This is a genomic window from Ketobacter alkanivorans, from assembly GCF_002863865.1.
Classification (GTDB): domain Bacteria; phylum Pseudomonadota; class Gammaproteobacteria; order Pseudomonadales; family Ketobacteraceae; genus Ketobacter; species Ketobacter alkanivorans.
Genome location: NZ_CP022684.1, coordinates 1,607,027 through 1,633,304 on the forward strand (window position 1 = coordinate 1,607,027; position 26,278 = coordinate 1,633,304).

At 50.9% G+C, this 26,278-nt stretch carries 23 protein-coding genes, 1 other RNA gene and 1 riboswitch; of the genes, 11 read left to right on the top strand and 13 right to left on the bottom strand.

Going from position 1 to position 26,278, the window contains the following annotated elements:
* Nucleotides 1-179 precede the first annotated feature (179 nt).
* The 5 genes from dapB to hrcA form a co-directional block, all read right to left on the bottom strand.
* Nucleotides 180-995 (bottom strand): 4-hydroxy-tetrahydrodipicolinate reductase, encoded by an 816-nt coding sequence (dapB, locus tag Kalk_RS06915; protein WP_199768023.1) that lies wholly within the window; start codon nucleotides 993-995, stop codon nucleotides 180-182.
* Between the two features lie 35 nt (nucleotides 996-1,030).
* Nucleotides 1,031-2,173: a molecular chaperone DnaJ gene (gene dnaJ, locus Kalk_RS06920; RefSeq protein ID WP_101893493.1), complete on the bottom strand. Its 1,143-nt coding sequence runs from the start codon at nucleotides 2,171-2,173 to the stop codon at nucleotides 1,031-1,033.
* 147 nt (nucleotides 2,174-2,320) lie between these two features.
* On the bottom strand, nucleotides 2,321-4,288 hold the full coding sequence (gene dnaK / locus Kalk_RS06925; RefSeq protein WP_267892441.1) for a molecular chaperone DnaK: 1,968 nt from the start codon (nucleotides 4,286-4,288) through the stop codon (nucleotides 2,321-2,323).
* 152 nt (nucleotides 4,289-4,440) lie between these two features.
* Complete coding sequence (grpE, locus tag Kalk_RS06930) at nucleotides 4,441-5,043, bottom strand: nucleotide exchange factor GrpE (RefSeq protein WP_101893495.1); 603 nt, start codon at nucleotides 5,041-5,043, stop codon at nucleotides 4,441-4,443.
* An 88-nt stretch (nucleotides 5,044-5,131) separates the two neighbouring features.
* Complete coding sequence (gene hrcA, locus Kalk_RS06935) at nucleotides 5,132-6,163, bottom strand: heat-inducible transcriptional repressor HrcA (RefSeq protein ID WP_101893496.1); 1,032 nt, start codon at nucleotides 6,161-6,163, stop codon at nucleotides 5,132-5,134.
* 133 nt (nucleotides 6,164-6,296) lie between these two features.
* Here hrcA and recN point away from each other — a divergent pair, with 133 nt between their 5' ends.
* Nucleotides 6,297-7,967, top strand: coding sequence for a DNA repair protein RecN (recN, locus tag Kalk_RS06940; protein WP_101893497.1), 1,671 nt, complete (start codon nucleotides 6,297-6,299; stop codon nucleotides 7,965-7,967).
* Nucleotides 7,968-8,003: 36 nt separating this feature from the next.
* Here the strand turns inward: recN and fur are convergent, their stop codons facing one another.
* Complete coding sequence (gene fur / locus Kalk_RS06945; protein WP_101893498.1) at nucleotides 8,004-8,411, bottom strand: ferric iron uptake transcriptional regulator; 408 nt, start codon at nucleotides 8,409-8,411, stop codon at nucleotides 8,004-8,006.
* Nucleotides 8,412-8,534: 123 nt separating this feature from the next.
* On the opposite strand from fur, the gene Kalk_RS06950 reads away from it, so the two are divergent.
* On the top strand, nucleotides 8,535-8,996 hold the full coding sequence (locus tag Kalk_RS06950) for an outer membrane protein assembly factor BamE (protein WP_101896238.1): 462 nt from the start codon (nucleotides 8,535-8,537) through the stop codon (nucleotides 8,994-8,996).
* Nucleotides 8,997-9,032: 36 nt separating this feature from the next.
* Here Kalk_RS06950 and Kalk_RS06955 read toward each other — a convergent pair whose 3' ends face one another.
* On the bottom strand, nucleotides 9,033-9,356 hold the full coding sequence (locus tag Kalk_RS06955) for an RnfH family protein (protein WP_101893499.1): 324 nt from the start codon (nucleotides 9,354-9,356) through the stop codon (nucleotides 9,033-9,035).
* A 1-nt stretch (nucleotide 9,357) separates the two neighbouring features.
* Nucleotides 9,358-10,713 carry a sodium-dependent transporter gene (locus Kalk_RS06960; protein ID WP_101893500.1) on the bottom strand — a complete coding sequence of 452 codons (1,356 nt, stop codon included), beginning with the start codon at nucleotides 10,711-10,713 and terminating at the stop codon, nucleotides 9,358-9,360.
* A gap of 188 nt (nucleotides 10,714-10,901) precedes the next feature.
* Here Kalk_RS06960 and smpB point away from each other — a divergent pair, with 188 nt between their 5' ends.
* The 3 genes from smpB to ssrA all read left to right on the top strand — a co-directional run bounded on the left by smpB (nucleotide 10,902) and on the right by ssrA (nucleotide 12,299).
* Nucleotides 10,902-11,372, top strand: a complete 471-nt coding sequence (gene smpB, locus Kalk_RS06965; protein ID WP_101893501.1) for an SsrA-binding protein SmpB — start codon at nucleotides 10,902-10,904, stop codon at nucleotides 11,370-11,372.
* Between the two features lie 78 nt (nucleotides 11,373-11,450).
* The gene (locus Kalk_RS06970) at nucleotides 11,451-11,849 is read left to right on the top strand and encodes a DoxX family protein (RefSeq protein WP_101893502.1); all 399 of its coding nucleotides are present in this window, start codon (nucleotides 11,451-11,453) and stop codon (nucleotides 11,847-11,849) included.
* 98 nt (nucleotides 11,850-11,947) lie between these two features.
* Nucleotides 11,948-12,299, top strand: a transfer-messenger RNA (tmRNA) gene (ssrA, locus tag Kalk_RS06975).
* 129 nt (nucleotides 12,300-12,428) lie between these two features.
* On the opposite strand, the gene Kalk_RS06980 is transcribed toward ssrA, so the two are convergent.
* The 3 genes from Kalk_RS06980 to Kalk_RS06990 all read right to left on the bottom strand — a co-directional run bounded on the left by Kalk_RS06980 (nucleotide 12,429) and on the right by Kalk_RS06990 (nucleotide 16,495).
* Entirely contained in the window at nucleotides 12,429-13,706 is a 1,278-nt protein-coding gene (locus tag Kalk_RS06980; protein WP_101893503.1) for a glycosyltransferase, read from the bottom strand.
* Between the two features lie 321 nt (nucleotides 13,707-14,027).
* On the bottom strand, nucleotides 14,028-14,450 hold the full coding sequence (locus tag Kalk_RS06985; RefSeq protein WP_101893504.1) for a hypothetical protein: 423 nt from the start codon (nucleotides 14,448-14,450) through the stop codon (nucleotides 14,028-14,030).
* 11 nt (nucleotides 14,451-14,461) lie between these two features.
* A complete protein-coding gene (locus tag Kalk_RS06990) occupies nucleotides 14,462-16,495 on the bottom strand; it encodes a M64 family metallopeptidase (protein WP_158643349.1) in 2,034 nt (677 codons plus the stop codon).
* A 313-nt stretch (nucleotides 16,496-16,808) separates the two neighbouring features.
* Nucleotides 16,809-16,904, bottom strand: a riboswitch (cyclic di-GMP riboswitch).
* A gap of 256 nt (nucleotides 16,905-17,160) precedes the next feature.
* On the opposite strand from Kalk_RS06990, the gene Kalk_RS06995 reads away from it, so the two are divergent.
* The 5 genes from Kalk_RS06995 to Kalk_RS07015 all read left to right on the top strand — a co-directional run bounded on the left by Kalk_RS06995 (nucleotide 17,161) and on the right by Kalk_RS07015 (nucleotide 22,825).
* Nucleotides 17,161-18,066, top strand: coding sequence for a LysR family transcriptional regulator (locus tag Kalk_RS06995; protein ID WP_101893506.1), 906 nt, complete (start codon nucleotides 17,161-17,163; stop codon nucleotides 18,064-18,066).
* A 146-nt stretch (nucleotides 18,067-18,212) separates the two neighbouring features.
* On the top strand, nucleotides 18,213-19,856 hold the full coding sequence (locus Kalk_RS07000; protein WP_101893507.1) for a L,D-transpeptidase family protein: 1,644 nt from the start codon (nucleotides 18,213-18,215) through the stop codon (nucleotides 19,854-19,856).
* 37 nt (nucleotides 19,857-19,893) lie between these two features.
* The gene (locus Kalk_RS07005; RefSeq protein ID WP_158643350.1) at nucleotides 19,894-20,823 is read left to right on the top strand and encodes a M15 family metallopeptidase domain-containing protein; all 930 of its coding nucleotides are present in this window, start codon (nucleotides 19,894-19,896) and stop codon (nucleotides 20,821-20,823) included.
* A 297-nt stretch (nucleotides 20,824-21,120) separates the two neighbouring features.
* The gene (locus tag Kalk_RS07010; RefSeq protein ID WP_158643351.1) at nucleotides 21,121-22,056 is read left to right on the top strand and encodes a dienelactone hydrolase family protein; all 936 of its coding nucleotides are present in this window, start codon (nucleotides 21,121-21,123) and stop codon (nucleotides 22,054-22,056) included.
* A gap of 91 nt (nucleotides 22,057-22,147) precedes the next feature.
* Nucleotides 22,148-22,825, top strand: coding sequence for a hypothetical protein (locus tag Kalk_RS07015; RefSeq protein ID WP_158643352.1), 678 nt, complete (start codon nucleotides 22,148-22,150; stop codon nucleotides 22,823-22,825).
* Between the two features lie 15 nt (nucleotides 22,826-22,840).
* Here the strand turns inward: Kalk_RS07015 and Kalk_RS07020 are convergent, their stop codons facing one another.
* Nucleotides 22,841-23,560 carry a P-loop NTPase family protein gene (locus Kalk_RS07020; protein WP_101896239.1) on the bottom strand — a complete coding sequence of 240 codons (720 nt, stop codon included), beginning with the start codon at nucleotides 23,558-23,560 and terminating at the stop codon, nucleotides 22,841-22,843.
* Nucleotides 23,561-23,866: 306 nt separating this feature from the next.
* Between Kalk_RS07020 and Kalk_RS07025 the strand changes: the two genes are divergently transcribed.
* A complete protein-coding gene (locus Kalk_RS07025; protein ID WP_101893511.1) occupies nucleotides 23,867-24,895 on the top strand; it encodes an AraC family transcriptional regulator in 1,029 nt (342 codons plus the stop codon).
* Between the two features lie 30 nt (nucleotides 24,896-24,925).
* Here the strand turns inward: Kalk_RS07025 and Kalk_RS07030 are convergent, their stop codons facing one another.
* Nucleotides 24,926-26,218 (bottom strand): hypothetical protein, encoded by a 1,293-nt coding sequence (locus Kalk_RS07030; RefSeq protein WP_158643353.1) that lies wholly within the window; start codon nucleotides 26,216-26,218, stop codon nucleotides 24,926-24,928.
* Nucleotides 26,219-26,278 lie beyond the last annotated feature (60 nt).

Genomic DNA, 26,278 nt, shown 5'->3' on the forward strand with positions numbered 1-26,278 from the left:
AAAATCAGACCATAGAATAAAGGCAATACTTTTCAATAAGTTGCATTGCATTCAAGATAAAAAAGGAGGGGAAACTGTAATTTTTTTCGACAACAAAAACGATTAGGAAAGAGCCAGATATGGCCAAGATGGATTGAAATAGGCGCCACCCTGCCCGGCAGCGCCTCAACGTCAGACGTTCAGCGCAGACCTAATACGTCCTGCATGTCATAAAGACCCGCCGCTTTGCCATCCAACCAACGACAAGCACGCACTGCGCCCCGCGCAAAGTTCATACGGCTGGTGGCTTTATGGGTGATCTCTACCCTTTCGCCGTCGGCTGCGAACATCACTGTGTGCTCACCCACGATGTCACCCGCCCGAACTGTCGCAAAACCGATGGTGTTGCGGTCTCGAGGGCCATCCTGTCCTTCACGCCCGTAGACTGCGACCTGCTTCAGGTCACGGCCCAGGGTTTCGGCAACCACTTCACCCATACGCAGAGCCGTTCCGGAAGGGGAATCCACTTTATGGCGGTGATGGGATTCCAGCACTTCGATATCCACCTCATCACCCAGCACCTTGGCGGCAATTTCCAGCAACTTAAAGCACAGATTGACCCCCATGCTCATGTTGGGCGCGAACATAATGGCTGTTTTCTGGGCAGACGCGGCCAACTGAGCCTTTTCATCATCATTGAGGCCGGTGGTACCGATGGCCATTTTCTTGCCATGCTCGGCACAGAATCGGGCGTTGGCTACCGTGGCAGCAGGTGCCGTGAAATCGATCAGCACGTCGAAATCATCTTTCACCGCCTCAAGACTGTCCGCAACAGTAACACCCAATTTTCCGATGGCTGCCATTTCACCTGCGTCCGTCCCGATAAGAGAATTGCCGGGGCGATCAATGGCGGCGGTCAAAGCCACCCCCTCACCTTCTGTAATAGCCTGAATCAGGGCACGCCCCATGCGGCCAGCAGCGCCAATAACGGCGACTCGTACGTCAGAATTGCTCACGATTCTTCCTTCAAATTAATGGTTCTTAGCGGCCCTTAAAGCATGTCATCAAAGAACGATTTCACGCCGTCGAACCAGCCACTCTTTTTCGGCGACTGACGATGGCCTTCTTTTTCCAGGCTCTCCTGGAACTGTTTTAACAATTCTTTCTGCTCTTTGGAAAGGTTAACCGGCGTTTCAATGATAACTCGACACAGCAGATCGCCCGCGTTGCCACCGCGCACCGGAGTCACACCTTTGCCACGCAGACGGAACAGCTTTCCTGTCTGAGTTTCGGTAGGAATCTTCAGCTTAACGCGTCCATCCAGCGTGGGCACTTCCAGCTCACCACCCAAGGCGGCATCCACAAAACTGATGGGCACCTCAGTATACAGATCCTTGCCTTCACGACGGAAAATTGAGTGATCACGTACGGCTACCTGCACATACAAATCACCGGCCGGGCCACCGTTCATACCGGCTTCACCCTCCCCTGCCAAACGAATACGGTCGCCCGTGTCCACGCCTGGAGGAATTTTCACCGACAGTGTTTTACGCTTTTCTTTGCGGCCCTGACCATGACAGTCGGAGCAAGGATCTTTAATTATTTTGCCCTGGCCACGACAGGCCGGACAGGTCTGCTGCACGGAAAAGAAGCCTTGTTGCATACGCACCTGACCAACACCACCGCAGGTGGTACAGGACACAGGACTTGTGCCTTTCTTGGCACCAGAACCGTCACAGGTATCACAATGCACCATCGTCGGCACACGAATCTCTACGCTGGTGCCTTTTACGGCTTCCTCCAGATCCAGTTCCAGGGTATAGCGCAAATCCGAACCGCGATTATGGCGCGATCCGCCGCGGCCACCCGCTCCACCGCCACCAAAAATGTCGCCGAACACGTCACCGAATATATCGCTGAAACTGGCACCACCTGCACCGGCATGGAAACCGCCGCCGCCCATATTGGGGTCTACCCCGGCATGACCGTATTGATCGTATGCTGCTCTTTTTTGTTCATCAGAGAGCACTTCGTAGGCTTCGCTGGCTTCCTTGAACTTGGCTTCGGCCTCTTTGTCGTCCGGGTTACGGTCCGGGTGAAACTTCATGGCCAATTTGCGGTAGGCCTTTTTGATTTCCGGCGCTTCCGCAGATTTGCTAACCCCGAGTACTTCGTAAAAATCTCTTTTCGACATGCGTTCAGACCAATGTAATAAGTTTAATGGTGGAAAGCGTGAGAGCTTGACGCAAGAGCGCGGAGACAGGGCTCCGCGACTCGTTAACGCCTTTAGTAAACTAGCGAGGGGACCGGCTCACCAAGGAACCGGCCCGCCCCGTCACGCTTACTTCTTGTTTTCGTCCACTTCTTCGAACTCGGCATCAACCGCGTCATCGGCAGCACCGGCATTACCGGAATCTGCCGCAGCGTCAGTAGCCTGGGCACCGCCTTCGGCTTGCTGCTCAGCATACAACCGCTGGGCCAAGCCGGATGAAGCTTCGGTTAGGGCTTTGGTTTTGGCTTCGATATCGTCTTTATCATCGCCTTTCAATGCCTCTTCCAGTGCGGTAATCGCTGCTTCGATGGCCGTTTTCTCATCTGGCTGAACTTTATCAGCAGCTTCTTCCAGGGTCTTCTTGGTGGCGTGAATCATGCCATCAGCCTGATTGCGCACGGTGACCAGCTCTTCGAACTTGCGGTCTTCCTCAGCGTGAGATTCCGCATCGCGTACCATTTGTTCGATCTCTTCATCATTCAAGCCCGAAGAAGCCTTGATGACGATGGACTGCTCTTTACCGGTGGCCTTGTCCTTCGCGCTAACATTCAAAATACCGTTAGCATCGATGTCGAAGGTCACTTCGATTTGCGGCATACCGCGAGGTGCCGGTGGAATGTCGGAAAGATCGAAACGACCCAGCGACTTATTCTGGGCAGCTTGCTTACGCTCACCCTGGCACACATGCACGGTTACTGCAGTTTGATTGTCATCTGCTGTGGAGAAGATCTGCGATTTCTTGGTCGGAATCGTTGTGTTCTTCTCGATCAGGGACGTCATCACGCCACCCATGGTTTCAATACCCAGAGTCAGAGGGGTTACGTCCAGCAGCAATACGTCTTTTACATCACCCGCCAGAACCGCCGCCTGGATAGAGGCACCCACGGCAACCGCTTCATCCGGGTTCACGTCTTTACGTGGCTCTTTACCGAAGAAGTCTTTTACCTTCTCCTGTACCAGAGGCATACGGGTCTGACCGCCCACCAGGATAACCTCGTTGATGTCAGACGCTTTCAAACCGGCATCTTTCAATGCTGTAGCACAAGGCTTCAGCGAGTCCACCACCATTTTCTCAACCAGTGATTCCAACTTGGCGCGGGTCAGCTTGATGTTCAAGTGTTTCGGGCCAGAGGCATCGGCAGTGATATAAGGCAGGTTCACTTCAGTCTGCTGACTGGAAGACAGTTCGATCTTGGCTTTCTCGGCAGACTCTTTCAGACGCTGCAGAGCCAAAGGATCGTTGTGCAGATCGATACCGGAATCTTTCTTGAATTCATCGGCCAGATACTCGATCAGGCGCAAATCAAAATCTTCACCACCCAGATGGGTATCACCGTTGGTGGCCAGCACTTCAAACTGGTGCTCACCGTCCACTTCAGCGATTTCGATGATGGAGATATCGAACGTACCACCACCCAGATCGTAAACCGCTACCACGGAGTCGCCACGTTTTTTATCCATACCGTAGGCCAGGGCCGCTGCGGTAGGCTCGTTGATGATACGCTTGACATCCAAACCAGCGATGCGGCCGGCATCTTTAGTGGCCTGACGCTGGCTGTCATTAAAGTAGGCCGGTACAGTGATTACCGCCTCGGTTACTGGCTCGCCCAGATAGTCTTCTGCGGTTTTCTTCATCTTTTTCAGAATTTCCGCAGACACCTGAGGAGGCGCCATTTTCTTGCCCTGCGCTTCTACCCAAGCATCACCATTATCGGACTTGATGATTTTGAATGGGGCGCGCTTGAGGTCTTTCTGCACCTCGTCGTCAGTGAACTTGCGACCAATCAGACGCTTCACTGCGTACATGGTGTTATGTGGGTTGGTTACCGCCTGACGCTTAGCGGATTGCCCCACCAGGATTTCTCCATCTTCGTTATAAGCAATGATGGACGGGGTGGTACGATCACCTTCGCTGTTCTCGATAACCTTGGGCTTGTCGCCTTCCATTACCGCTACGCACGAGTTGGTTGTACCCAGGTCGATGCCGATAATTTTACCCATTTTAACTCTCCGCTGATTCGCTCGGTGCGGGCTTATAGCCCGTTTAATGTTTAAAAAACTGTTTAATTACTGTGTTCGAGGGATTGGCTGTATTAGCCTCACCCTGTGTCTGGTTACCTAGATGGGGACTGACGCCATCTTTTCAAGGGTTCTGCAATGTTCCTGCTGCAAACCGCTCACCCCGCAGATCAACCGGCTTTAGACACCACCACCATGGCGGGGCGCACCAATCGACCTTTCAGCACATAACCCTTCTGCATCACTGCCATAACGGAGTTAGGCTCCATATCGGGGTTAGGCACCATGGACATCGCCTGATGCAACTCAGGATTGAAGGGCTCGCCCATTGGGCAGATCTGCTCTACACCGTGTTTACTCAAGGTGTCCACAAACATCTTCAGAGTCAGCTCGACCCCGTCGCGCATCCCCTTAACCACCTCGTCCTCCAGGTTATCTGCCGCATCCAGGGCTCGCTCCAGGCTGTCGATCACAGGCAACAGATCCGAGGAAAACTTGTCCAGCGCGAACTTGTGAGCATTCTCCACATCCCGCTCGGCACGACGGCGCACGTTCTGCATCTCGGCCTGAGCCCGCAACACCGACTCAGACTGATCATTGATTTTGGCCTGCAACGCGGCAACTTCTTCCAACAGGGATTCGACTGTGGGCGCTTCCAAATTTTCAGTGGCTTCAGCTGAATCCGCTGCCTGCTCTACCGCTTCCGGCTCCGCTGCCTGGATTTGCTCTTCTTCCTGGGGTTCCTGGGGGCGCGTCGCTTCATCATTGGACATAAAGAATTCTCCAAATAAAACAAAAACTTACCTTAAGCCCTGCCAGACAGAGCCAGATAGTCGTAAAAATTTGAGAGCTATATGGGGATTAATTGGCAGGCTTCAAGGCCGCACTGAGAATTTTTGCAGTCAAATCAACCATGGGGATAACTTTCTGGTAGGGCATACGGGTAGGGCCGATCACCGCCAGCACTCCCAGCACCTCATCCTCGGTGCCATAAGTAGAGGACACCAGACTGCATTCATCCAGCATATGGTAGCCGGACTCCTGCCCGATGAAGATCTGCACACCGTCTGCTTTAACACAATGATCCATAAGATCCAGCAGATCCCGTTTGCGCTGGAAGGCATCAAACAGATCCCGCAGGCGATCAACCCCCTGATGATCCACCATACCCAGCAGATTCGACTGGCCAGACACCACACATTCCGATTCATTGGGGCTTTGAAAACTCTGGGATGCCACCTCAATCACTGTCTGCATCAACGAATCCATGCGGACTTTGTCATCCTGCATGGAGCACAGCAAACTGTCGCGAATCCGCCCCAGCGCATTACCAATAAAGTGCTGATTCAGATAGTTGGCTGCCTCCTGCAGCTCCGATTCGCTGTAGCGGTGGCTGGTGGTAATGATGCGGTTCTGCACCTCGCGGTCATTGAGCACCAGAATCACCAGCACCCGATTGCCCTCCAGCGGCAGAAACTCCACCTGTCGCAAGCTGGAGCGATCACTCTTGGGCACCATAACAATGCCCGCCATGGAGGTAAGATCGGACAGGACTTCAGACGCCTCCTCCATTAATTCCTGTGGCGTTTTGTCCGGCAACAGGCGCTTTTTCACCTGATCAACGTTATCAGCCCCCGGCGATGACACCGTCAGCAGAGTATCCACAAACATGCGGTACCCCAACTGCGTGGGCACCCGCCCGGCAGAAGTATGGGGAGAATGGATCAGCCCCCGCTGCTCCAGCTGGGCCATTACATTACGGATTGTGGCGGGGCTGGCGGAGTTGACCATAGCCTGCGCAATGGCTTTTGAGCCCACTGGCTCGCCATCCTGAATGTAGCGCTCAACCAGCGCTTTCAGCACCTCTTCCGCACGGTCTATTTTGGCTCGCATCAAGGTCCTGTCATATGATTGAATTGCAGCAACATTTTTTGATTCTAGCGCGGCTTTCCCGATGGCGACAAGCCGCCATTTTCTCTAATATGGGTCACTCACCCGGATCAAACAGGCGCGAACACGTCCAATCATGCTCACACACATCACCATAAGCAACTTCGCCATTGTCGAACAGCTGGATCTACACATCCCCAACAAACTCACGGTGATCACCGGAGAAACCGGGGCCGGTAAATCCATCATGATTGATGCACTGGGGCTCGCCCTGGGGGATCGCGCCGAATCGGGCTCGGTGCGCCATGGAGCCGACAAAGCCGAAATCCTGGCCACGTTCGACATCAGCAACAACCGGGATGCCCGCGACTGGCTGCAGTCCCGCGATCTGGACGCCGATCACGAGTGCATCCTGCGCCGGGTGGTATCCGCCGACGGCCGCAGCCGCGCCTACATCAACGGCACCCCCTCCCCCATCCAAAGCCTGAAAGAGCTGGGGGAGATGTTAGTAAGCATTCACGGACAACACGAACACCAGTCCCTGCTGAAAAAAGACACACACCGCGCCCTGCTGGATGAATTTGCCGGACTGAACCCCCAAGCCAAAACCGTTGCCGAAGCCTTCCGCCACTGGCAAAAGCAACAGCAGGCCTACGAACACTTCCGCGATCATGCCAAAGAAATGCAGGATCGCGCCGACCTGCTGCGCTTCCAGATCAGCGAGCTGGACGAACTGAAACCACAGGCGGACGAACTGGCAGAGCTGGAAGCCGAACACAAAAAACTGTCCAACGTTGACGCCCTGATGAGTCGCGGACAGCAAGCCCTTACCGGCTTAAGCGAAGGCGACTCCACCGTGGTGGATCTGGCTCAATCCATTTTGCACCTGTTAAAAGACATGCAGGAAGACGACCCGGACCTGAAAGACGTAACCGAGATGGTAGACAGCGCCCGCATCCAACTGGAAGAAGCCGGTTCCAGCCTGCGCCACTATCTGGATGGGCTGGACATCGACCCGGAACGCTATCAGGAACTGGATAACCGAATTTCCAGCTACTTCCACTTAGGCCGTAAACACCGGGTTGACCCACACCAACTGGCAGAGTTATGGCAGGAACTGCAACAGGAGCTGGACGCCATCGACGGTGGCGATGAGAAACTGGCCAAGCTGGAACAGGCTGCCAACCAGTCCCGCCAGGACTACCTGGGCGCGGCGGAAAAACTCTCCAAAGGCCGCAGCAAAGAAGCCAAAAAGCTCAGCAAACTGATTACCGAAAAAGTACAACCCCTGGGCATGCCCGGCGCGGAATTCCAAGTGGATTTACAGGCACTGGAAGCAGAACAATACAACGCCCACGGACTGGAACTGGTGGAATTTATTGTTCGCACCAACCCGGGCCAACCCGTCAAACCTTTAAATAAAGTGGCGTCCGGCGGTGAACTGTCCCGCATCAGCCTGGCGATTCAGGTTGCTTGTGCCGCCAAAACCAATGTGGCCACCCTGGTGTTCGATGAGGTGGACGTGGGCATCGGTGGTGCAGTGGCACAGATCGTAGGCAATCTGCTGCGAAAACTGGGGCAGGATAACCAAGTGCTCTGCGTCACCCACTTGCCACAAGTTGCAGCTCAGGGACACACCCATCTGCACGTCAACAAACAAACCAGCAAAAAGCAGACACACACCGACATCGCCGAGCTGTCACAGGATGAAAAAGTGGCGGAAGTCGCCCGTATGCTGGGGGGCTTGAAAATTACCGAACAGACATTGGCTCACGCCAGAGAGTTGATTGAGGAAAGCCAAGGCTAACAGCCATGGCTTCCTCGGATCACAAGAACGTGCTGGCTATTTTTTAGGCTTAACGTACAACACAAGCTTGTGATCCACCAGATCAAAGCCATGCTTTTCGGCAATGGTGTGCTGAAGCTGCTCGATCTCATCATCGACAAATTCAATGACCTGACCAGAGTCCACACACACCATATGGTCATGATGATCACCCTTATCCAGCTCGAAAACTGCATGCCCCCCATCAAAATTCAAGCGGCTCACCAGCCCGGCACTCTCAAACTGCGTCAATACGCGATAGACCGTGGCCAGCCCCACGTCGTCACCGGCTTCCAGCAGGGCCTTATAGACATCCTCCGCACTCATATGATGGCTGTCAGAAGCCTCCAATATCTGCAGGATCTTGACCCGCGGCAAGGTAACCTTCAGGCCAACCTTACGTAATTCCACATTTTCATTTGTCATAGGGATCTTTCTTCGTTTTCCGGTTTCTAATAAAACCGGGTTACCTGTATGATGTTCGTTTTTTGCGAAGATAGTGGAAAACCAAACCAGATGCAAAACTTGTTGAATTGTTTACGTTCCACAATGAAGATTCCTGCACTGATAGTGCTTGCCGTCGCCCTGCTGGTCAGCGGGTGCAGTTCACTGCGCTTTCCTGGGGTATTTCGAATCGACGTTGGCCAAGGCAACCTGATCACCAAAGAGATGATCGAAAAACTCCGCGTTGGCATGACACCCAGACAAGTAGAGTACGTTATGGGCTCAGCCATGATCACGGACACCTTCCACCCGGATCGCTGGGACTACCTATACAGCCTGGAGACAGGCAAAGGCATTTTGGTACAAAACCAACTCACTCTTTACTTTGATAACGAACGCTTGGCTCGCATTGACACTTCCCGCTACAAAGATCCGGAAGCCCTGAGAAACGATCTCCTGAAACAAATGGGCCTGCCCGTTCCTGCGGCCAACGCACCCGCTGCAGACTCAGAGATTCAACCCAAACCCGAACCCGATACAGCCCCACCAGAAAACGCAGAAGCCTGACGCAACACTGAGCAGGCTTTCTACCGACCGGCCCTGTTAGGCCCCGCCGTCAGCCCCCTGCTCTTCCGCCGCTTTTTTCGCAGCCCGCTTCTTACGCACCTCTTTCGGATCAGCAATCAACGGCCGATACAGCTCAACCCGCTCACCGTCTTCCAGCAAGCGCTCTTTAGGCTTGCGCTCGGCCTTGCCGAACACCCCCATTGGAACCGAATCCACATCCAGACCCTCAAACTTACTGCTGATGCCAGACTGCACCACAGCATCGTACATGGATGTGCCTTTCTTCACTGTTAACGGAATAATCATCTGCTTTTCGGGCAAAGCATAAGCCACTTCCACTTGAATCATCGGTTCACTCATATCATTCCATCAACTTATTGAACATCACCACTGCCACACCCACCGGCGCCACAAACCGCACCAGAAAAAACCAGGCCTTATATATAGAAGGATGATCGATATCCACTTCGGACCGCACAATGGCGCGATCCATTACCCACGCCACAAACACACAAATCAACAGCCCGCCCAAAGGCAACATAATATTGGTGGTTAGCTTATCGAAGAAATCAAAAATACTGTTATCAAAGATCTTAACATCCGACCAGATATTAAGAGACAGCGCACAGGCCACACCCAACACCCAGGCTGTAACCCCCACAATTAGAGCCGCCACTCCACGATTCATTCCCAAGGTTTCTACGGCCCAGGCCACCGCCGGTTCCGCCAGCGAAATGGCCGAACTCCAGGCCGCCGCCACCACCAGCACAAAGAACATCGTACCCAGCACCACCCCTCCGGGCATCTGGCTAAACGCTATAGGCAATGTCTGAAACATCAACGAAGGCCCCGCCCCAGGCTCCAAGCCATTGGCAAACACAATGCTGAAAATCACAATACCGGCCACCAATGCCACCAACGTATCCAACAGCCCCACCGTCACCACCGTGGACGCCAGATTCTGCTGCCGCGACATATAAGCCCCGTATGCCATGATCGCCCCCATACCCAGACTTAAGGTAAAGAACGAATGCCCCAGCGCACTCAGGATCGCCTCCTCAGTCAACTTGCCGAAATCAACCCTAAACATAAAACTAAGGCTGTCCGAGAACGAATCCAGCGTTGCGGAATAGCCCAATAACAGCAGCAGCATCACAAACAGCAGCGGCATCAACCACTGCACCGCCATTTCCAAACCTTTATGAATACCGTTAGCCACAACCACCACCGTCATGGCCATAAACAGCGTATGCCAATCCACCAGCTTGCCAGGATCACTCACCAGGTTGCCGAACTCCCCGCTGATCATCTCAGCATTCTGGCCTTCAAAAGTACCCGAAGCCATCAGATAGACATAAGAAACCGCCCATCCGGCCACCACACTATAGAAAGAAAGAATAAACAGGCCCGCCAATGCCCCCAGCCAGCCAATACCACCCCAAAAAGGCGTCGCTTTCGCCTCATTGGCCAGAGTATGCATACTGTTAATCGGGCTGGCACGCCCACGACGCCCCAGCAGAATCTCCGCCAGCATGACCGGAATACCAATCGCAAAGATAAAAAACAGATAGATCAGAACAAAAGCACCACCGCCGTTCTCCCCCGCCATATAAGGGAACTTCCAGATATTACCCAACCCAACCGCAGACCCTGTGGCCGCCAGAACGAAGGTCCAGCGTTTGGTCCAGATACCATGTATCGATTGCTGCTCAGACATTGAATGTCCCTTTTACGAAGCACAACATTATTAGGATTATTGAGCGCATTTTCCTTGCGTTTGGTCGGCCTGTCAAAACAACACCCTGTATTACTTGGGTTTCCAGGGTCAAAAGCCCTATACTTAGCCCCCTGCCCCGGGTTGAACAACCCAACGGCATGCTGTCTTACGCAACCCATTCGGAAACTATGTCAAAGAAGAAACCCGGCGGTGGCTCAACCATTGCCCTGAACAAAAAAGCCAAACACGAATTCTATCTGGAGGAACGCTTCGAAGCGGGCGTTGCCCTGGAAGGCTGGGAAGTCAAAAGCCTCCGCGAAGGCAAAATCAGCTTCATGGACAGCTACGTGCTCATGAAAGACGGCGAGGCGTTCCTGTTCGGCTGCCACATATCGCCCCTGCCCACGGTATCCACCCACTTCGTGCCAGATCCCACCCGCACCCGCAAGTTGCTGCTGCACCGCAAAGAGCTGGGGCGAATCTTTGGTGCCATCGCCAAACAACAACTTACCTGTGTGCCGCTGGCTCTGTATTGGAAAAACGGCGTTGTGAAATGTGAAATAGCCTTGGCCAAAGGCAAAAAGCTGCACGATAAACGCGCCACCGAGAAAGAAAGAGACTGGGATCGAGAAAAGCATCGAGTGCTGAAAACAGGCTAGACGCAAACAGTCAACCAATATTGACCATTTGGCATTTCAACGCTACAGTGGGGCCTCAGATCGAAAGGTACCCACTCCATGCTCATCACTGCACAAATCCTTAGCACCATACTCGGCCTCTTCTTTTTAGTCACCGGTTGGCTTAAAACCAGCGGCCACCCCCACATGATCGAAGAGTTCGACAAATTCCAATACCCCCACTGGCTGCGCGTCGTGGCTGGCGTACTGGAACTGATCAGCGCCCCAATGATGCTGGCGGTCTGGTGGTCACCCGCGCTCGCCAGCCTGGGCGCATTAATCATTAGTGCCGTGATGGTGGGTGCCGCCTACACCAACTTCGTCAAACGGCCCGCTGTGTTCGGCTGGGGCACACTCGCCATCCTTGCGCTGTGCCTTGCCCCTGTAGCAATACACTGGACAGAAACCGAACAAACTTTGCACCACATACTAAGCGTTGTGTTTCCGCCCTCGCCTTAACTATACCCGACCAGCCAGTGAACTTTTCCTGACGGGCGAGGTCGAAATGAGCGTAACCGTTATATTAAATATCGTGGACGTGTTACAATCGAAAAACTGGGGGCGACATTGGCTTCGACGTTGATTACAAACCCTTTGGTGCATGTCGTGTGGGTAGCAACACACGTACTTCAAGTGCTGCAAATGATAGTTGCAAACGACGACAACTACGCTTTAGCCGCTTAAGGCTAAACCGCCACAAGGGCTTGCTTGTGGGAACGAAGTGGCGGTAATTAAACACAAGATCGCGGCGCGGCCTGCCTGGTGCCAAACCGCTAAAACCTTACAGGCTGGCTTTTTACTCCCTGTCTAGTCGGGTCGTAACGAGCGAGATTAATAGACAAGACTAAGCATGTAGATCCTTAGGCAGCGGATTGGCGGACGCGGGTTCGATCCCCGCCGCCTCCACCAACAACGAAGCCCCTGCAGCGATGCAGGGGCTTTTTGTTTTCTACGCTGGGAAAGACAGCCGGGATGCTGCTATCACAACTATCAGGTGAGCGGCTTTTTCTCAGCCATTCCCTCATGGTTTCGCGCTACTTATTCCGGATCATTTTGTGCAGAGTTTTTTAACCGGTTTTTGGCTTCAATCCACTGCGACATATAGCGCGTACTTTTCAAACTGTGATGTCTCAGCATCTGGCTGTAGAAGTGCGCCTGCCGGTGCTCATCCAGCGTTGCCCTTAACTGGGTAATCCGCTGTTTCAAACGCGGTGCGTGGGTGGCAAATGAAAAGCGCTGCTCCAGTAACCCTAAGCCATTACGGTGCAGGGGCAGCCACTGATCTTCATTCTGATACAGACCCACCGCAGCTAACGCAAACGCCTCTGGCGTATCGGCCACCACAGCACATGGCGGGGCATCATCACCGTACATGCCTTCGGCACCGATGCTGGTGGTGACGGCAGGCGTGCCATTGCGGGCTGCATCAATCAATTTACCTTTAAGACCGGCGCCAAAGCGCAGCGGGGCCAGCATCACCCGTGCCTGCCCCACCACCTGTTGAGCATCCGGGGCCCAGCCTTTCACCAGAAAACCACTACGATCATTGTGGAGCTGTGTGGTTTTTTTCGGAGGGTAGGCGCCGTAAATATGCAGCTCCGCCTGTGGCAGTTGCTGGCGGATTAACGGCCACAAAGCCTCTTTTAAATAACGTACCGCGTCCCAGTTGGGTTCGTGGCGGAAATTACCGATGGACACAAAATGCGCCCGCTGTGCAAACGGCACGGTGCTTTGTGCATTCGTCACCTCTTCCATAAACGGCACGTACAGTAACTGAGTCGGCGGCGCCTGAAAAAAGCGGGTTAAATATTCGATTTCTGCTTCGGAAATCATCAGCGACACATCGCAGCGCAGTATAGAGGCCACCTCGCGCAGGGCTAGCTCGCTGTGACGGAATTCAATGTCAGGAATAAGCGGCATGTTGAGGGGCTGCCGCTTCAGCTGGGCGGCGCGGGCATGGCGCAGGCAGTGAAGATCTTCGGAGTCCAGCACACGCAATGCCCGCGGGCATTGCTCTTCAACGCGCCAGCCGAATTGTTCTTCCATCATAAATCGGTCGAACATCACCACATCCGGCTTTAGATCACGAATGAAGCCGTCAAAAGAGGCGCAATTCAACGCCAGTGCCACGGCCTCGATATCAAGTGCTGCCAGATCAGGGGCATGGGGACTGGCCTCCGCAGGCGTTCCATACACCACGCGATAACCATCCTGCTGAAAGGCTTGGATCAGCTGCAGCAGGCGGCTGCCTGCCGCAGAGGATGCGGGTTCCGGCCAGACATAGCCGATGACGAGTAATACGGGGGATACGGACATAATTCAGCTCAGAGTTAAACGAGCCTACATTATACATGTGTACCACCAGCGAGCAGGATAACGATGCACGACGCCATCTCCTGGTGGCGTCGAAAGGTTAACCACCAAGGAAGACAACGTCCTCTACCGCACACCCTCTCGTAGCTATGAGCTACGGTGGAATGGCATCTCTGGCACCTTACAGCACACCAGCTCAAACTATAAACCTGTCTGATTAGTTACGCGCATAATTAGAGTTTTCCAGCCCTCCGTATTGGGCCAAACTTCATATTAAATTTATGGCCAAACTTTTGGATGCGCCCATTCAGTTGGGGTATTTTATTACCAAACCTTATCAACAACCAACAAACGTTGTAACTCCGATGATTGCTCCATCTCGCTTATACTGCCTCGAAATAACTCAACACGATCTACATTCTGCGGATTAGGTATTTTTAGTATGTAGCTATCAGGCGCTTGGTAATCTTGTAGCGCTTCCACGGGTAACGCAGCGAGGCGAAGCCAACTGTCTTCCAAGAAATACTCATAAACTTGGCCACCTGAGTTGTTGTAAGCAACCACCCGAATGAACTGTTCTGCGGGGGCATTGCGTTCGGCGGCAACATCTCTCGTAGTTGTCCATGCTTTAAACAACCTATGGTTTTGATGTTCTACCGTTATTTGCAGCATAAGGGTGTCGGCATGGCTCAATGCAGATACGAACAACGCTGATACAAGTACAATCTTTTTAGTTACATTCATCATAAAAATTTCCCTTATTGAGCTGTGACTTGCCAATGGATTTCTGTAGATGAGTAATTATCCACGTCCTTCAGAATCGTTCCGCTCTGGTCGGTCACCACAGCGACAACTTCATAGCTCCCCTGTTTAAAATATGGAATTCTAAATTGCTTATCAGGGCTGCTGGCCATCAACATACCATCAACATACCAATCGACTTTCTGAATGCCAAATTCATGCACAGACTCTACCGAGAAAAGAGCGAGTTCGTTTCTACTATGAAAATACATCTGCGTAGTATCCGGAATCGCTGTATGCACCGGTTTGGCTTTACTGTATACCCGTAACGCCCAGGCTTCACTGTTGACTGCGTGAAACGGATTGCTTCCCGCCGAATTCATTTGTGAATTTATTGTTGGCCTCCAAACCCCGGAATTCCGATAGTTACCGCCTTCATACAACCCGACTTTGCCTTCACCTTCAGTCAAGTGCGCGGTAGGTTCGAGCCAGTGCCGCCATTTTACCGTTTCAAGGTCGTTATTAATGGTTATATTTGCATTGCCGGGTTCAGTAGTTCTTGGCTCCGACGATCCACCATATTCATCAGCCAGTCCGCCAAAGGAATGCCCTAGCTCATGAATACTCACACCAATGCTTGTAGGCGTTGCTGTCGATGTTGCAACACCACCAGCAACACCACCGTATTTCGTGCTATTAACCAACACAAGCACCGCATCGTACTGAGGGAAGTGCTCTGCGGCTACGCCTTTCGCAATAGTGCCATTCGCACTAACAACTCTGCTTGCACTGCTACAGCCTTTGCAAGACTCAAAGTATGTATCCTTTTCTATAGCAGGCTCAACTGAGCGGTCTGTTACCCCCGACTCATTTGATACCACACCCACCGCATGAATGTTCCAAGCCGATTGATGTATAGCGATTTCATGAAAACTCAAATACTTTTCTACAAAGTTTAGTACGGTTTGCTTGAACTTAGCTGCCTCTTCCTCTGTGAAACCATCACCGAGAACCACTAAATCTACGCCTTCACCATCATGTCGACCGATGAGAGTAACCGGCCCAAGGCCATCCCAGCGCTCTGCCGTGGGCAAAACAGAGTAGCTGTCCGTACACACCTGCTCACCACGGGCCGGCGTACCCTTAGCCGATACGGGGGTAACACAAGCCGATATCAACCTGCCAATATCGGCCTCTGCGGGTGTGTATCTGCGTTGATCAAATGTGACATCTCCCACCTGCCAAACTACTTCGCTGCTTCCTTCATTTGAAAAATCACGATCATAGAAGAAATAGTTTAGTGAAAGCTCCTCTCCAACGGCAGGAACCCGAGCGAAAGCAAGATTCTGAATTTCGGGGGCATAGCCAAACGGTCCGATTCCTCTCGAGACTTCTTCGGCATTACTCATGCCATCATCGTCTGCATCTTCATAGGCTCCATCAAGAGAAGACAATGGATCGAGCCCCCAACGGGCTTCTGATCCATCCAGAAGCCCATCAGAATCAGAGTCTTGCATATCTGGATTTGAGCCTATCAGGGTTTCACGAACGTCGGCCAAGCCATCGTTGTCAGAATCTAGCAGATCACACTCTGCTTTTACCTCAACCCTGAAAAACTCGGCCTTATATCCCACAAGCTGTAAGGTTTCAGTCCGGCTATCAAGGCGATCGATGTTATACCACTGGGTGGCAGGGGTATCGACAGCCGAGATGTCTAACCGCGGCTCGATGACTAAACCATCCTCCGCGCGGGTAAGTGTATAGTAACGGTTGCCCCACCAATCTCCCCTCGTATGGGTAACACCCAATTGATAGCTATCACAAAACATATCGCTAAGTGACAAATCTATATTCACTTTGTAATACAGAGAGTGCGTACTACTACGGAATTTTGCGTCGTCACCGCCGAAAGCAACCGGCGACAGACTGGCATTCAAATGTTGTTTGGTGACCAGTTGCGAGAATAGCTCCTCAGTCAAGGGGGCATCCCCCGAAGAAATATCAGAGAAGTCTTCTATTAGGTGGTAGTTAGTCGTGATAACAACCGGCATAAGCGGTCGCTGCTCTAGAAAGGGGGCAACAGAGTCTTGGGGTTCCTCACTGGCATCATCTACGCCGTCAGAATCGTTATCTACATTACTATCGCTACTGCCTGAACCCAATTGCGTCCCGTCACCCTGATTCCCTTCGGTGTTCGGCGCTGAAGTACTACCACCCCCGCCGCAAGCAGCAAGGGTTAACAGGGTATAAGCCAGAAGCGAGATTTTGAATCTAGACTGAAAGGGCATAGCTTTCCTCACCGATGATGTAAATTTCGAGAAAAGCAGCCCGGATTTACTGGGCTATCCGGCCAATGTCCGGAAATATGGCAACCCCGCTATCATAAGATCCCAATACAGGATCTCTTAGACTGGAAGCTTTGCGCCTCAAGGTTTTCACCCAGATTTGCCTTTCTCATAACAGTTCTAGGGCAGCTGAAAACGCCTGCCGCTGAGATTTCAGTGGTTAGTATCAAGTAACATGTCACTTAAATCCAATGCATTAAAATCACCATTACGATGCATTAAACGCATCATGGGTCTATGATTAGCGGGGTTCCTAAAGGGTTTTCGATAATGGCCATCACCATCAAGGTTTTAATGTCAGCGACGACAGCGGTTAACGCACGCAATAAAATTGCTTTAGATACAACAACATGTGAGCACATTAGATACGTATGATTAATTCTAAGAAAATCATGCATTTTGTTGGAGTCGCTAAAGCGGGAAACTTTAATGATGCCGCGCGGCAACTGCACATATCGCAACCAGCACTATCAAGGAGCATTCAAAGCCTAGAACAAAGCCTCAATGTAACGCTGTTCGATAGAAGCCAGCGCGTCATCAAACTGACCAAGGATGGATTCCACCTGCTAAAACATGCCCACTCTGTCATGCAGGATCTGGAAAACTTTGTTATCGAGTCTAAACGGCTAACCCAATTAGAAGCAGGATCTTTAACTGTTGGTACAGGCCCCTTGCCTGCCGATCATGTTGGTGCGCAAGCCTGCGCAGACTTTCTAATTCAACATCCGGATGTACAACTCACCCTCACCGTCGACGAACCAGCAAACCTGGTTAAGAAATTAGTTCAAGGCGAAATTGATATATTGATTGCGGATCCCCGCGGCCTGGACTCTGTTGAAAACCTTCACTTTGCTCACTTATCTAAATTCCCGACACTGGCTGTCGCGAGAGCAAACCACCCTCTATCGACCAAACACAGTTTAACCGCTGAAGACATTACACAGTTCCCTCTTGCCAGCATCAGCAAAGCTGCTTCTCGTTTTTTCATGGATCACCTCGGAGTTGCAGATAGTGGGGGGAACCGGTTTTTCAATTACCACTGTAATAGCGTACAACTCATGCTCACAACTTTAAAACACAGTGATCTGATAGGCATATTGTTAAGCTGTAACGTTATCAAAGAATTGGAGCGAGAGGAGTTATGTATCCTAGACGTACCAGCTATTAACCATAGAATATACAGCGACTACGCGATTATCACTTATCAGCCCAGGCTGCTTTCACTCGCAGCAGAGGCTTTCATTGAAATATGCAAAGAACTCATAGCATCAAACTGATTCTATTGGTGAACACCATAAGCGATCCAACCCCTAGTTCAAACTCTCCAATAAAAATATATTATTAAACTACATATTGTTTGTGTCTCCGCGTTCTTCTATCCTTCTATTCATCTTCCTTTCATACCGTAAATTTGAGGCTGTTAATGCTCAATCTGCCCCACCGAATAGTGGCTTTGAGGCTTGCCCGCACAGTTGTTTTGGCACTGGCTGCCGTATTCCATTCAAGCACCTTGTTGGCAGACAGCTTACCGCCAAGCGTTATTGTCATTAGGCAGCTGCTGGAAAGCTGGGGTGCAGGCTACCCTGCACAAATCAAAGATAGCGTGATTCATAATCACCAGGCCTTATTAGAGCTTTACACCGAGCGTGGCTTTACTCCCATTTGGTTAGCTGTCGAGGAAAGCGGCCAGCTGGAGCCAAACCACTCTGCTACAGAGTTGCTACAGACTATCAGCAACGTTGGTGATGAGGGCCTTAACGCATCAGATTACCACTTCAACGCAATCCAGGATGCGCTACAAGATGGCACATCAATGTCATTGGATCTGCTTCTAACTGATGCTTTCCTAACGTTGGCCCAACACCTGCTATCAGGAAAGGTTGACCCGGAGAAACTCACCTCTGAGTGGAAAAGCTATAGGGAATACATAAACCCCAAGGCCTTAATCGCAAATCTGGATCACCAATCCGTAGCTGAAGTATTGGATTCTGTTCGCCCACGCCCACCGCGCTACAGACGCTTGATTAAGGCACTCGCCATGCTGAAAGATTTGCCCAGTGATAACTGGGGCCCGCTGGCGCTTAGCCCTGCAATCAAACCAAATCAGCAAGATGATCGCCTACCTGAAATCACCCGAAGATTGACTGTTTGGGGGGATCTGGAAGCAGGCTTCTATTCTGATGAAACTTACAACCAAGCGTTGAACGCTGCAGTGATACGATTCCAAACACGCCATGGTTTGGATGCGGACGGCATTATAGGTAAAAACACGCTGACTGCGCTTAATCTGTCCCCGGCGGATAGGGCCAATCAAATCGTTGTCAACCTGGAACGCTGGCGCTGGCTGGATCAGAATATGGGTGATTCCTTCATCGTCGTTAATATTGCCAATTTTGATTTGAGGGTATTCAACCAGGGCGAATTGGTCATGCAGATGCCCGTCATTGTCGGCAGAAATTTCAGAAAAACGCCAGTTTTCAGCGACAAGATCCGTTATTTGGTGCTTAACCCAACCTGGACCGTGCCACAAAAACTGGCTGTGCAAGATAAACTGCCTGAAATCAAAAAGGATATCTCTTATCTTAAAAAGTACGGCTTTACCCTTTATGACTTTGGCTCCAACAACGTTGTAAACCCTGAGAATGTCGATTGGGCCAGGCTGCACAAACAGTTCCCGTACCGTTTAGTTCAGTCTCCAGGCCCCCTGAACGCATTGGGACAGGTAAAATTTATGTTTCCGAATTCATACGATGTGTACTTGCACGACACACCATCCAGAGATTTATTCAGTAAAAACGAGCGGGCGTTCAGCTCTGGTTGTATTCGGGTTTCCAAACCAATTGAATTGGCGGAGTTGCTGTTACGGCCTCAGGGGATGACGGCGGAGGATATTAATCAGATACTTGCTGCCCCCAACAACGTTACTTTAAATTTAAAGCAGACAATGCCAGTACATATTGAATACTGGACTGCCTGGGTGGATGACCAAGGCACACTGCAATTTAGAACCGATATTTATGAACGTGACAACCCTGTCTTGGAAGCACTAAAGCAGCCTTTGGAATAATCGCTTTGATTCAACAAACGTGGCCATTGAGAACACTATGATTATTAGTTGGAAAAAAATATGCCTTACCATGCTGCTTATAGGTGCCGCAATGGAATCCTTTGCCTTTGAAACTGGCCAATCAGGGTATGTCATTAATGTGGGCGGTGCTAAATCAGAATACACATTGATGAGTTTCTTTGTATTACCCAACCAATCCCTGAGCATAGAGGTAGTAAAGGCCGGAAAACACATCCCATTTAAAGTGGGCTCTGGCACACATCTCAACAAATTTGACTGGACTGCCCCTGCCAACCCAGGCCTGCAAACGTTGCTGATACAACCCGATGGTGAACTGCCTTCAACGCTGCACATGTTTATCCTGCACCCCATGAATTTGGTAAAAAATAACAAACTTAATGGTTACACCATAGGCGAGTACCCTAAGGACGTATATAAAGGCCTGGATAGCTATCGCCCACCATTGGGTTTTGTAGAGGTAACCAAGTCCAATCAGGATATGTTGATTTCACCCCATTACACTTTGCGGCAGTTTCTGTGCAAGCAGAATGAGGGTTATCCTAAATATGTGGTGCTGCAAACACGGCTATTGCGAAAGCTGGAATACCTGACTACCGCAGTAAACGCACAAGGCATCGCAATGGACAGCTTTACGGTGATGAGCGGCTACCGTACGCCTTATTACAATACAGCCATCAAGAATAAAAAATATTCTCGACATCAATGGGGTGGTGCTGCAGACATCTATGTTGATGTAAACCCAAAAGACGGGGTGATGGACGATTTGAACCGCGATGGTAAGGTTAACGAGAAGGATGCGAAATACTTGTGGGACATGGTGGAATCATTTTACAGAGGTGTTCCAGAATATAAGCCTTTCATTGGCGGGCTGGGTTTATACAAAGCGAATGCAGTCCATGGCCCATTCGTGCATGTTGATGTACGCGGTACTCGGGCAAGATGGTAGAGCCTGCTATTTTTTGACAGCTATTCCCCCATCTACGCGCCAACAATAAGTTGATGTAGTTTTCATATGGCTACAATTACTGGGCAACCAGGCCAAACCAGCATATCAGGTTAGCGCCGATTATTTTTCCATACCTATACTTTTTCACGTTTCGTAGAAGCGGACAACCTTCCTCTATTTCCTTAACAACACAATGCAGTTGTTGCCACGGATGCAGTTAGCAGGGGCACCTGTAAGTAACTGTTCGATACCAATCGTGCAGTTACTTGATCTCAAAGAATATAAAAAGGAACGAACATGAGAAAGTACCCCACCTCTTCCAGATGGATTGCAGCTCTTAGTTTTGCTGCAATGGGATTGTTTTCAACCCAACTTCTAGCAATGAGCCAAGTACCACCCACTCCACCCACCGATGACCCCATGGGCGATTGTCCTTCCACGGCGATCTGTCGTGGGGAAGCCCCCGGCTCCTATAGTGGAAACGGCCCGTACGGCTCCCGCTCTTATACGTTGTCTCGGTTCCAAACACCGGGCGGTGCCACTGTTTATTACCCCTCTAATGCCGAGCCTCCCTATTCGGGCCTGGTATTCACACCACCTTACACCGGCACCCAAGCAATGTTCCGTGCGTGGGGTCCATTCTTTGCTTCCCACGGTATCGTTCTGGTTACCATGGATACCTCCACCACAGTAGATACTGTAGACCAACGCGCCAGCCAGCAAAAACGCGTATTGGATGTGCTGAAGCAGGAAAACACCCGCTCAGGCAGCCCGCTGCGTGGCAAGCTCGACACTTCACGTTTAGGTGCTGTAGGCTGGTCTATGGGCGGCGGTGCCACCTGGATCAACTCAGCAGAATACAATGGCTTGAAAACCGCTATGTCTTTAGCGGGCCACAACATGACTGCAATAGATCTGGATTCAAAAGGCGGCAACACCCGCGTACCTACGCTGTTGTTTAACGGCGCGCTAGATTTAACAATGCTGGGCGGCCTCGGCCAGTCCATCGGTGTTTATAACGCTATTCCCCGTGGCATTCCTAAAGTAATCTACGAAGTAGCATCTGCTGGCCATTTCGATTGGGGCAGCCCTACTGCAGCCAATCGCTCCGTTGCAGGAATTGCCTTGGCTTTCCACAAAACGTTTTTGGATGGCGACACTCGCTGGGTTTCTTACATCAAGCGCCCAAGCAGTGACGTAGCCACCTGGCGAACCGAGAACCTACCACAGTAAGCATACCGGTAGGATACATAGCCATAGATGTACCGATGCCCCCCTTGGTGCATCTATGGCTTCACCTGAAACGAACAGGAGGGAAAGATAAATGCCAGAATCAACTCTGCAAGCCAAAGCATCTCGCTTTAGGTGGCATTGGGTTATTATAATCGCTGCACTGACGACAGTGCTGTCTTACCATTTCCTATCCGGCGACTTCACCGACACACCAGCAGCTGATTCCTCTACATTAATAGCAGAACCAACAATGGGCGTGGTGGCATCGCCTGTAACATCCGAATTAGTGGCCAATACAACCATAGAAGTTGATGTGGAATCTTACGTAGAGGCATGGCCTACAGAAACCGAAACAGACCTGGATCAAAGCCATGAAAGCGAAAACGAGGCTCGCCGCCAACAATTACAGTACCTACAAGAAGTTCTGCCCCACACGTTAATGATACCCACAGAGAAGACTGAAGCCGAAATCGATCAGATGATGGCAGAGTTGGAGCAACACCGAACCCTTCAGCAAAGAATCGACGACAACTCCGCCACACTGGACGAACGATTTGAATACGTCGAATTACATCGACGAAAACTGGAAGAAGAGAAAGAATTGATCCAACTGTGCGAAAACGAAGCCGCCAACTCGCTTGCCTCAGCAGCAGAGCAGAACGCGCAGCTATGCACCCACATGGCAGAATCAGCGACTGAGCGGTTGCGCATTATCGAAGATCTACTGCTGGAACTGGACGACATTCTGCTTGCCGCTGAACTTAACTAGTTTGCGCCTCTACAATCAGTAGGCCGGGGCCAATGTGTCATTGGCCTCATACGTAAGAATGGTATCAATCTGCAGATAATTTTTATTCAACCAAGCCCGAACTCTATGCCGCTCAACAGTCGACATCAGATCCGTGTTATTGGCTGCAGCCCAAAAACTGGAATCGCTAAAATCGATTTTCTTAACCAAGGAGCTCTGCAGCTTGGATAACACCATCGTGTGAGCGCCCAACTCTTTAGCTTCCGCAAATATCCCAGACCCATCTATTAAATCAAAATCCTCACCACGGCCATGATTTTCAACCACAACCAATTGCACCTGATCCGGGTTAAAGCTTTGCAAGGTTTTGCCCAACAATGTCAGCGAGTCCGCACCATCGTCCATAACGTGCCATACATAAACCCGAAAACCCAACTCACCCATCAGCGCCAGTATTTCGCTTTCATCTATCCACTTATTCAAACTGGAAAACGTCTGAGCAGCCAGATCCACGATGATGTTTTGGTCCGGTTTCTGTTCTGCGGTTTCCACGATCCGATCCAGACTATCAAACGAATGGGTATTGATCGGCGATGCAAACTCCTGATAGAAACGAGAAAAGGTTCCGTGAGACTGATCAGAGTCAAAGCCTATAAACGGTTGTTGCTTGTCAATGAAATACTGAGCCAACAACCGAGCTGTAAATGACTTCCCCACACCGCCTTTTTCACCACCAACCAAATGCAAACTTGCCATACCCTGCTCCTGTAACATCGCCATCAACGGTTCTACTACGCTTATAAGTATGGATGGTACTTTTATAATCAACAGGTTGGAAGCAATTACTAAAGAATCGTTACCCCATCTCGTTGACGCCCCCCCCGAAAATCTCATTCCCCGGAATCTGCCCATAATTGTCTCACCCATTAGAGTCGCGCCCTATCATTGCACACAGAATCAACAAAACTATCCTTGTCACCCCTGAATCAGTATGACTACAATCAGGCCTAATAATAATTCGAAAGCGTTAATAACCCTGTCAATAGGGGCTTACTGGGGATCATGACACAAAGGACTGTATCGGCTTCGTGGCTCAAAAACCTATGTGATATGTTTGCAGCTGAAGGGGTCAACGTCGTTACGCTGCTGCAGGAGTGTGGCCTTACGGAGCAGGATCTTCTGGATAATGACGCTCGCCACCCCAGCGAATACGTTGGACACCTCTGGGATGCGGCCGTATTACAAACGGGCAACCGCCACCTTGGCTTAAAACGTGAGCTGTGCGATCGCTTCGGAGGATTACATCAAGTCGGGTTTGCCATGATGGCCAGCCCAACACTAATTGAAGCGTTGAAGATTTTGCACAACTACCTGGCTGTGGTGTCTGAGGACGTGAGCCTCACCTTGGAACCGTCAGAAGAGGGATACTGGCTCAAACTATCCCTCGCCAAACATCATGACGCGTTTCGAACCCGCATCGAATTCAGCTTTCTGACCACGCTGATGCTGTGTACCTGGATCACCCGAAAAAATATCACCCCCATTTCTCAGCAGTGGACTTTCACCGCCCCTCTGGATATTCAGCCTTACATGAGTGCATTTGGGTGTGAACAGCAGTTTGACCAAGCAGAAAACCGGATACTACTGGCAGGCGATGTACTGCAGGCTGAACTGCCCACCGAAAGCGCGGCAGTTTGCGAATTACACCAAAACATTCTGCGGGAGCAGATGGCTCGGCTGGGCTTCGCCTCAATCCATTATCGTGTTTACACTGAGATTCTGCGTAGCCTGCGCCACGGAGAGCCGCGCCTTAGCGACATAGCATCTTCCATGCACGTATCCGACCGCACACTGCAGCGCAAACTCAAACAAGAAGACCTTACTTATCAAGACGTATTAGACCAAACCCGCCGAGAATTAGCAGAGCAATACCTCGCCAACTCCGCTATCAGCATGATGGAAGTATCACAACAACTAGGGTTTGTGGATTTAAGCAATTTCTACAGGGCGGCTAAACGTTGGTTTGGTATTCCTCCCGGCCAATATCGCAATCAGCTCGAAGCCGAGCGCACACTTCACTTATCCAAGTAGCAGCGCTGGTCACACAATGGCGATCTGCATTTAGAACGCAAAACGCAGCGGGCGAACTTCTATTTCAGGCAAACTGCGGGCCTCGACGGCAAACAGCCGGGGATCACCCTCAAAGCCGTTACTCATTAACAAGCTCACCACCACACCGACAAACCCGCTTTTAGGGAACTCCTCAATCACATAACCCGTGTTAGGTAGCTGCCCCGGATACAGCTCGTTCGGGCGCTCTCGATGCAAGTCATCCTCTAACAGCAACGTCAATTTTGAGTCAAATCCTCCCAGATAATCCACATAAGACAAAAAGTCCAAATAGCGCTTAGTGCTCACCCATATCCAATTACTGTGTGGATCCAACCCTGCATCAATCAAACCTTGTTCGGCCTCATCAATCCTGCCATCGACCAAGCCGGTCAATTCAGGGTTGCCGGAGGATCGAATCGTTGCACCCAGTAATCCATTAGCATCAATGGACATTGTAATCGTGGGATCTACCACAAAACTGCGCCTGAATTCAGGAATCACACCCCGAACATCATAGATTAAGGACTGCGGCGCATGATGAATTTGTACACTAAGGTTTAAAATGGGTACCGACATAAACATGACATTAAATTCAAGCTGCGTAGTGGTTCTGATTGGCCCAATCAGCTCGCCTTTTGGTAATGCCACCAGGTCATTGCTATTTAATTCGACTTCTGCCAAAGACGTTAGTACACCGCCACGCAGGATCAACCGCAAGGAATCAAGTGGGCGATCCCCGACATAACTGCCGTAGCTAAAATCAACCCACTCTAGATGATTGTCTCGATTGTAGCGAATGCTATAGAAATCGGTCTCGACCAGGCCTTCTTCAGCGCTATAACGCACATATTGCTCATCGGATCGCAAGCGTGAATTACGCACCAGGTACACATATCGCACATGACCTTCACTGTCACGGGTAAGGATCTCGGCCAGCAAACTGCCATCATGGGGCACGCCATTCGTGTATCGCTCCCCTGCGTCCTTGAACAGAAACAGGATCTTATCTGTTACATCCAAGCGTTCTGGCGTGCCCGCCATCGGCACATCCCAGCCATCAAAATACACCGCGCCGCCAATATTGTACTGATCGATTTGGAAGGGAATCGGCTCCATAGAGCCGTCAATCATAGCTGCCATGGATAATTCAGCCACAGGCAGCCCTATTGCGCCCTTAACATCCCCGCCATCCAGCGCGATTATTTTAAATGCATCAATCTGCTTTAAGGGTGGCGTAAGGGCAAAACAGTTCGCAGCCAAAAGGCCACTGAGCACCCACAACAACGGTTTCATGAGCTTCACAGCATCACCTCAAGTATATATATTTTTGTTATTTATTTATGGTAGCGAGGTAATGCCAGA

Bases quoted from the DNA above. Each gene is read 5' to 3' on its own strand.
- Kalk_RS07005 (WP_158643350.1), top strand. From the start codon at position 19,894: ATGATTATTAGTTGGAAAAAAATATGCCTTACCATGCTGCTTATAGGT.
- grpE (WP_101893495.1), bottom strand. From the start codon at position 5,043: ATGTCCAATGATGAAGCGACGCGCCCCCAGGAACCCCAGGAAGAAGAG.
- Kalk_RS07000 (WP_101893507.1), top strand. From the start codon at position 18,213: ATGCTCAATCTGCCCCACCGAATAGTGGCTTTGAGGCTTGCCCGCACA.
- dnaJ (WP_101893493.1), bottom strand. From the start codon at position 2,173: ATGTCGAAAAGAGATTTTTACGAAGTACTCGGGGTTAGCAAATCTGCG.
- Kalk_RS07025 (WP_101893511.1), top strand. From the start codon at position 23,867: ATGACACAAAGGACTGTATCGGCTTCGTGGCTCAAAAACCTATGTGAT.
- hrcA (WP_101893496.1), bottom strand. From the start codon at position 6,163: ATGCGAGCCAAAATAGACCGTGCGGAAGAGGTGCTGAAAGCGCTGGTT.
- Kalk_RS06955 (WP_101893499.1), bottom strand. From the start codon at position 9,356: ATGAGTGAACCGATGATTCAAGTGGAAGTGGCTTATGCTTTGCCCGAA.
- Kalk_RS06950 (WP_101896238.1), top strand. From the start codon at position 8,535: ATGAAGATTCCTGCACTGATAGTGCTTGCCGTCGCCCTGCTGGTCAGC.
- Kalk_RS07020 (WP_101896239.1), bottom strand. From the start codon at position 23,560: ATGGCAAGTTTGCATTTGGTTGGTGGTGAAAAAGGCGGTGTGGGGAAG.
- Kalk_RS07010 (WP_158643351.1), top strand. From the start codon at position 21,121: ATGAGAAAGTACCCCACCTCTTCCAGATGGATTGCAGCTCTTAGTTTT.
- Kalk_RS06995 (WP_101893506.1), top strand. From the start codon at position 17,161: ATGATTAATTCTAAGAAAATCATGCATTTTGTTGGAGTCGCTAAAGCG.
- Kalk_RS06980 (WP_101893503.1), bottom strand. From the start codon at position 13,706: ATGTCCGTATCCCCCGTATTACTCGTCATCGGCTATGTCTGGCCGGAA.
- Kalk_RS07015 (WP_158643352.1), top strand. From the start codon at position 22,148: ATGCCAGAATCAACTCTGCAAGCCAAAGCATCTCGCTTTAGGTGGCAT.
- fur (WP_101893498.1), bottom strand. From the start codon at position 8,411: ATGACAAATGAAAATGTGGAATTACGTAAGGTTGGCCTGAAGGTTACC.
- recN (WP_101893497.1), top strand. From the start codon at position 6,297: ATGCTCACACACATCACCATAAGCAACTTCGCCATTGTCGAACAGCTG.
- Kalk_RS06990 (WP_158643349.1), bottom strand. From the start codon at position 16,495: ATGCCGGTTGTTATCACGACTAACTACCACCTAATAGAAGACTTCTCT.
- Kalk_RS06960 (WP_101893500.1), bottom strand. From the start codon at position 10,713: ATGTCTGAGCAGCAATCGATACATGGTATCTGGACCAAACGCTGGACC.
- Kalk_RS06985 (WP_101893504.1), bottom strand. From the start codon at position 14,450: ATGATGAATGTAACTAAAAAGATTGTACTTGTATCAGCGTTGTTCGTA.
- smpB (WP_101893501.1), top strand. From the start codon at position 10,902: ATGTCAAAGAAGAAACCCGGCGGTGGCTCAACCATTGCCCTGAACAAA.
- Kalk_RS06970 (WP_101893502.1), top strand. From the start codon at position 11,451: ATGCTCATCACTGCACAAATCCTTAGCACCATACTCGGCCTCTTCTTT.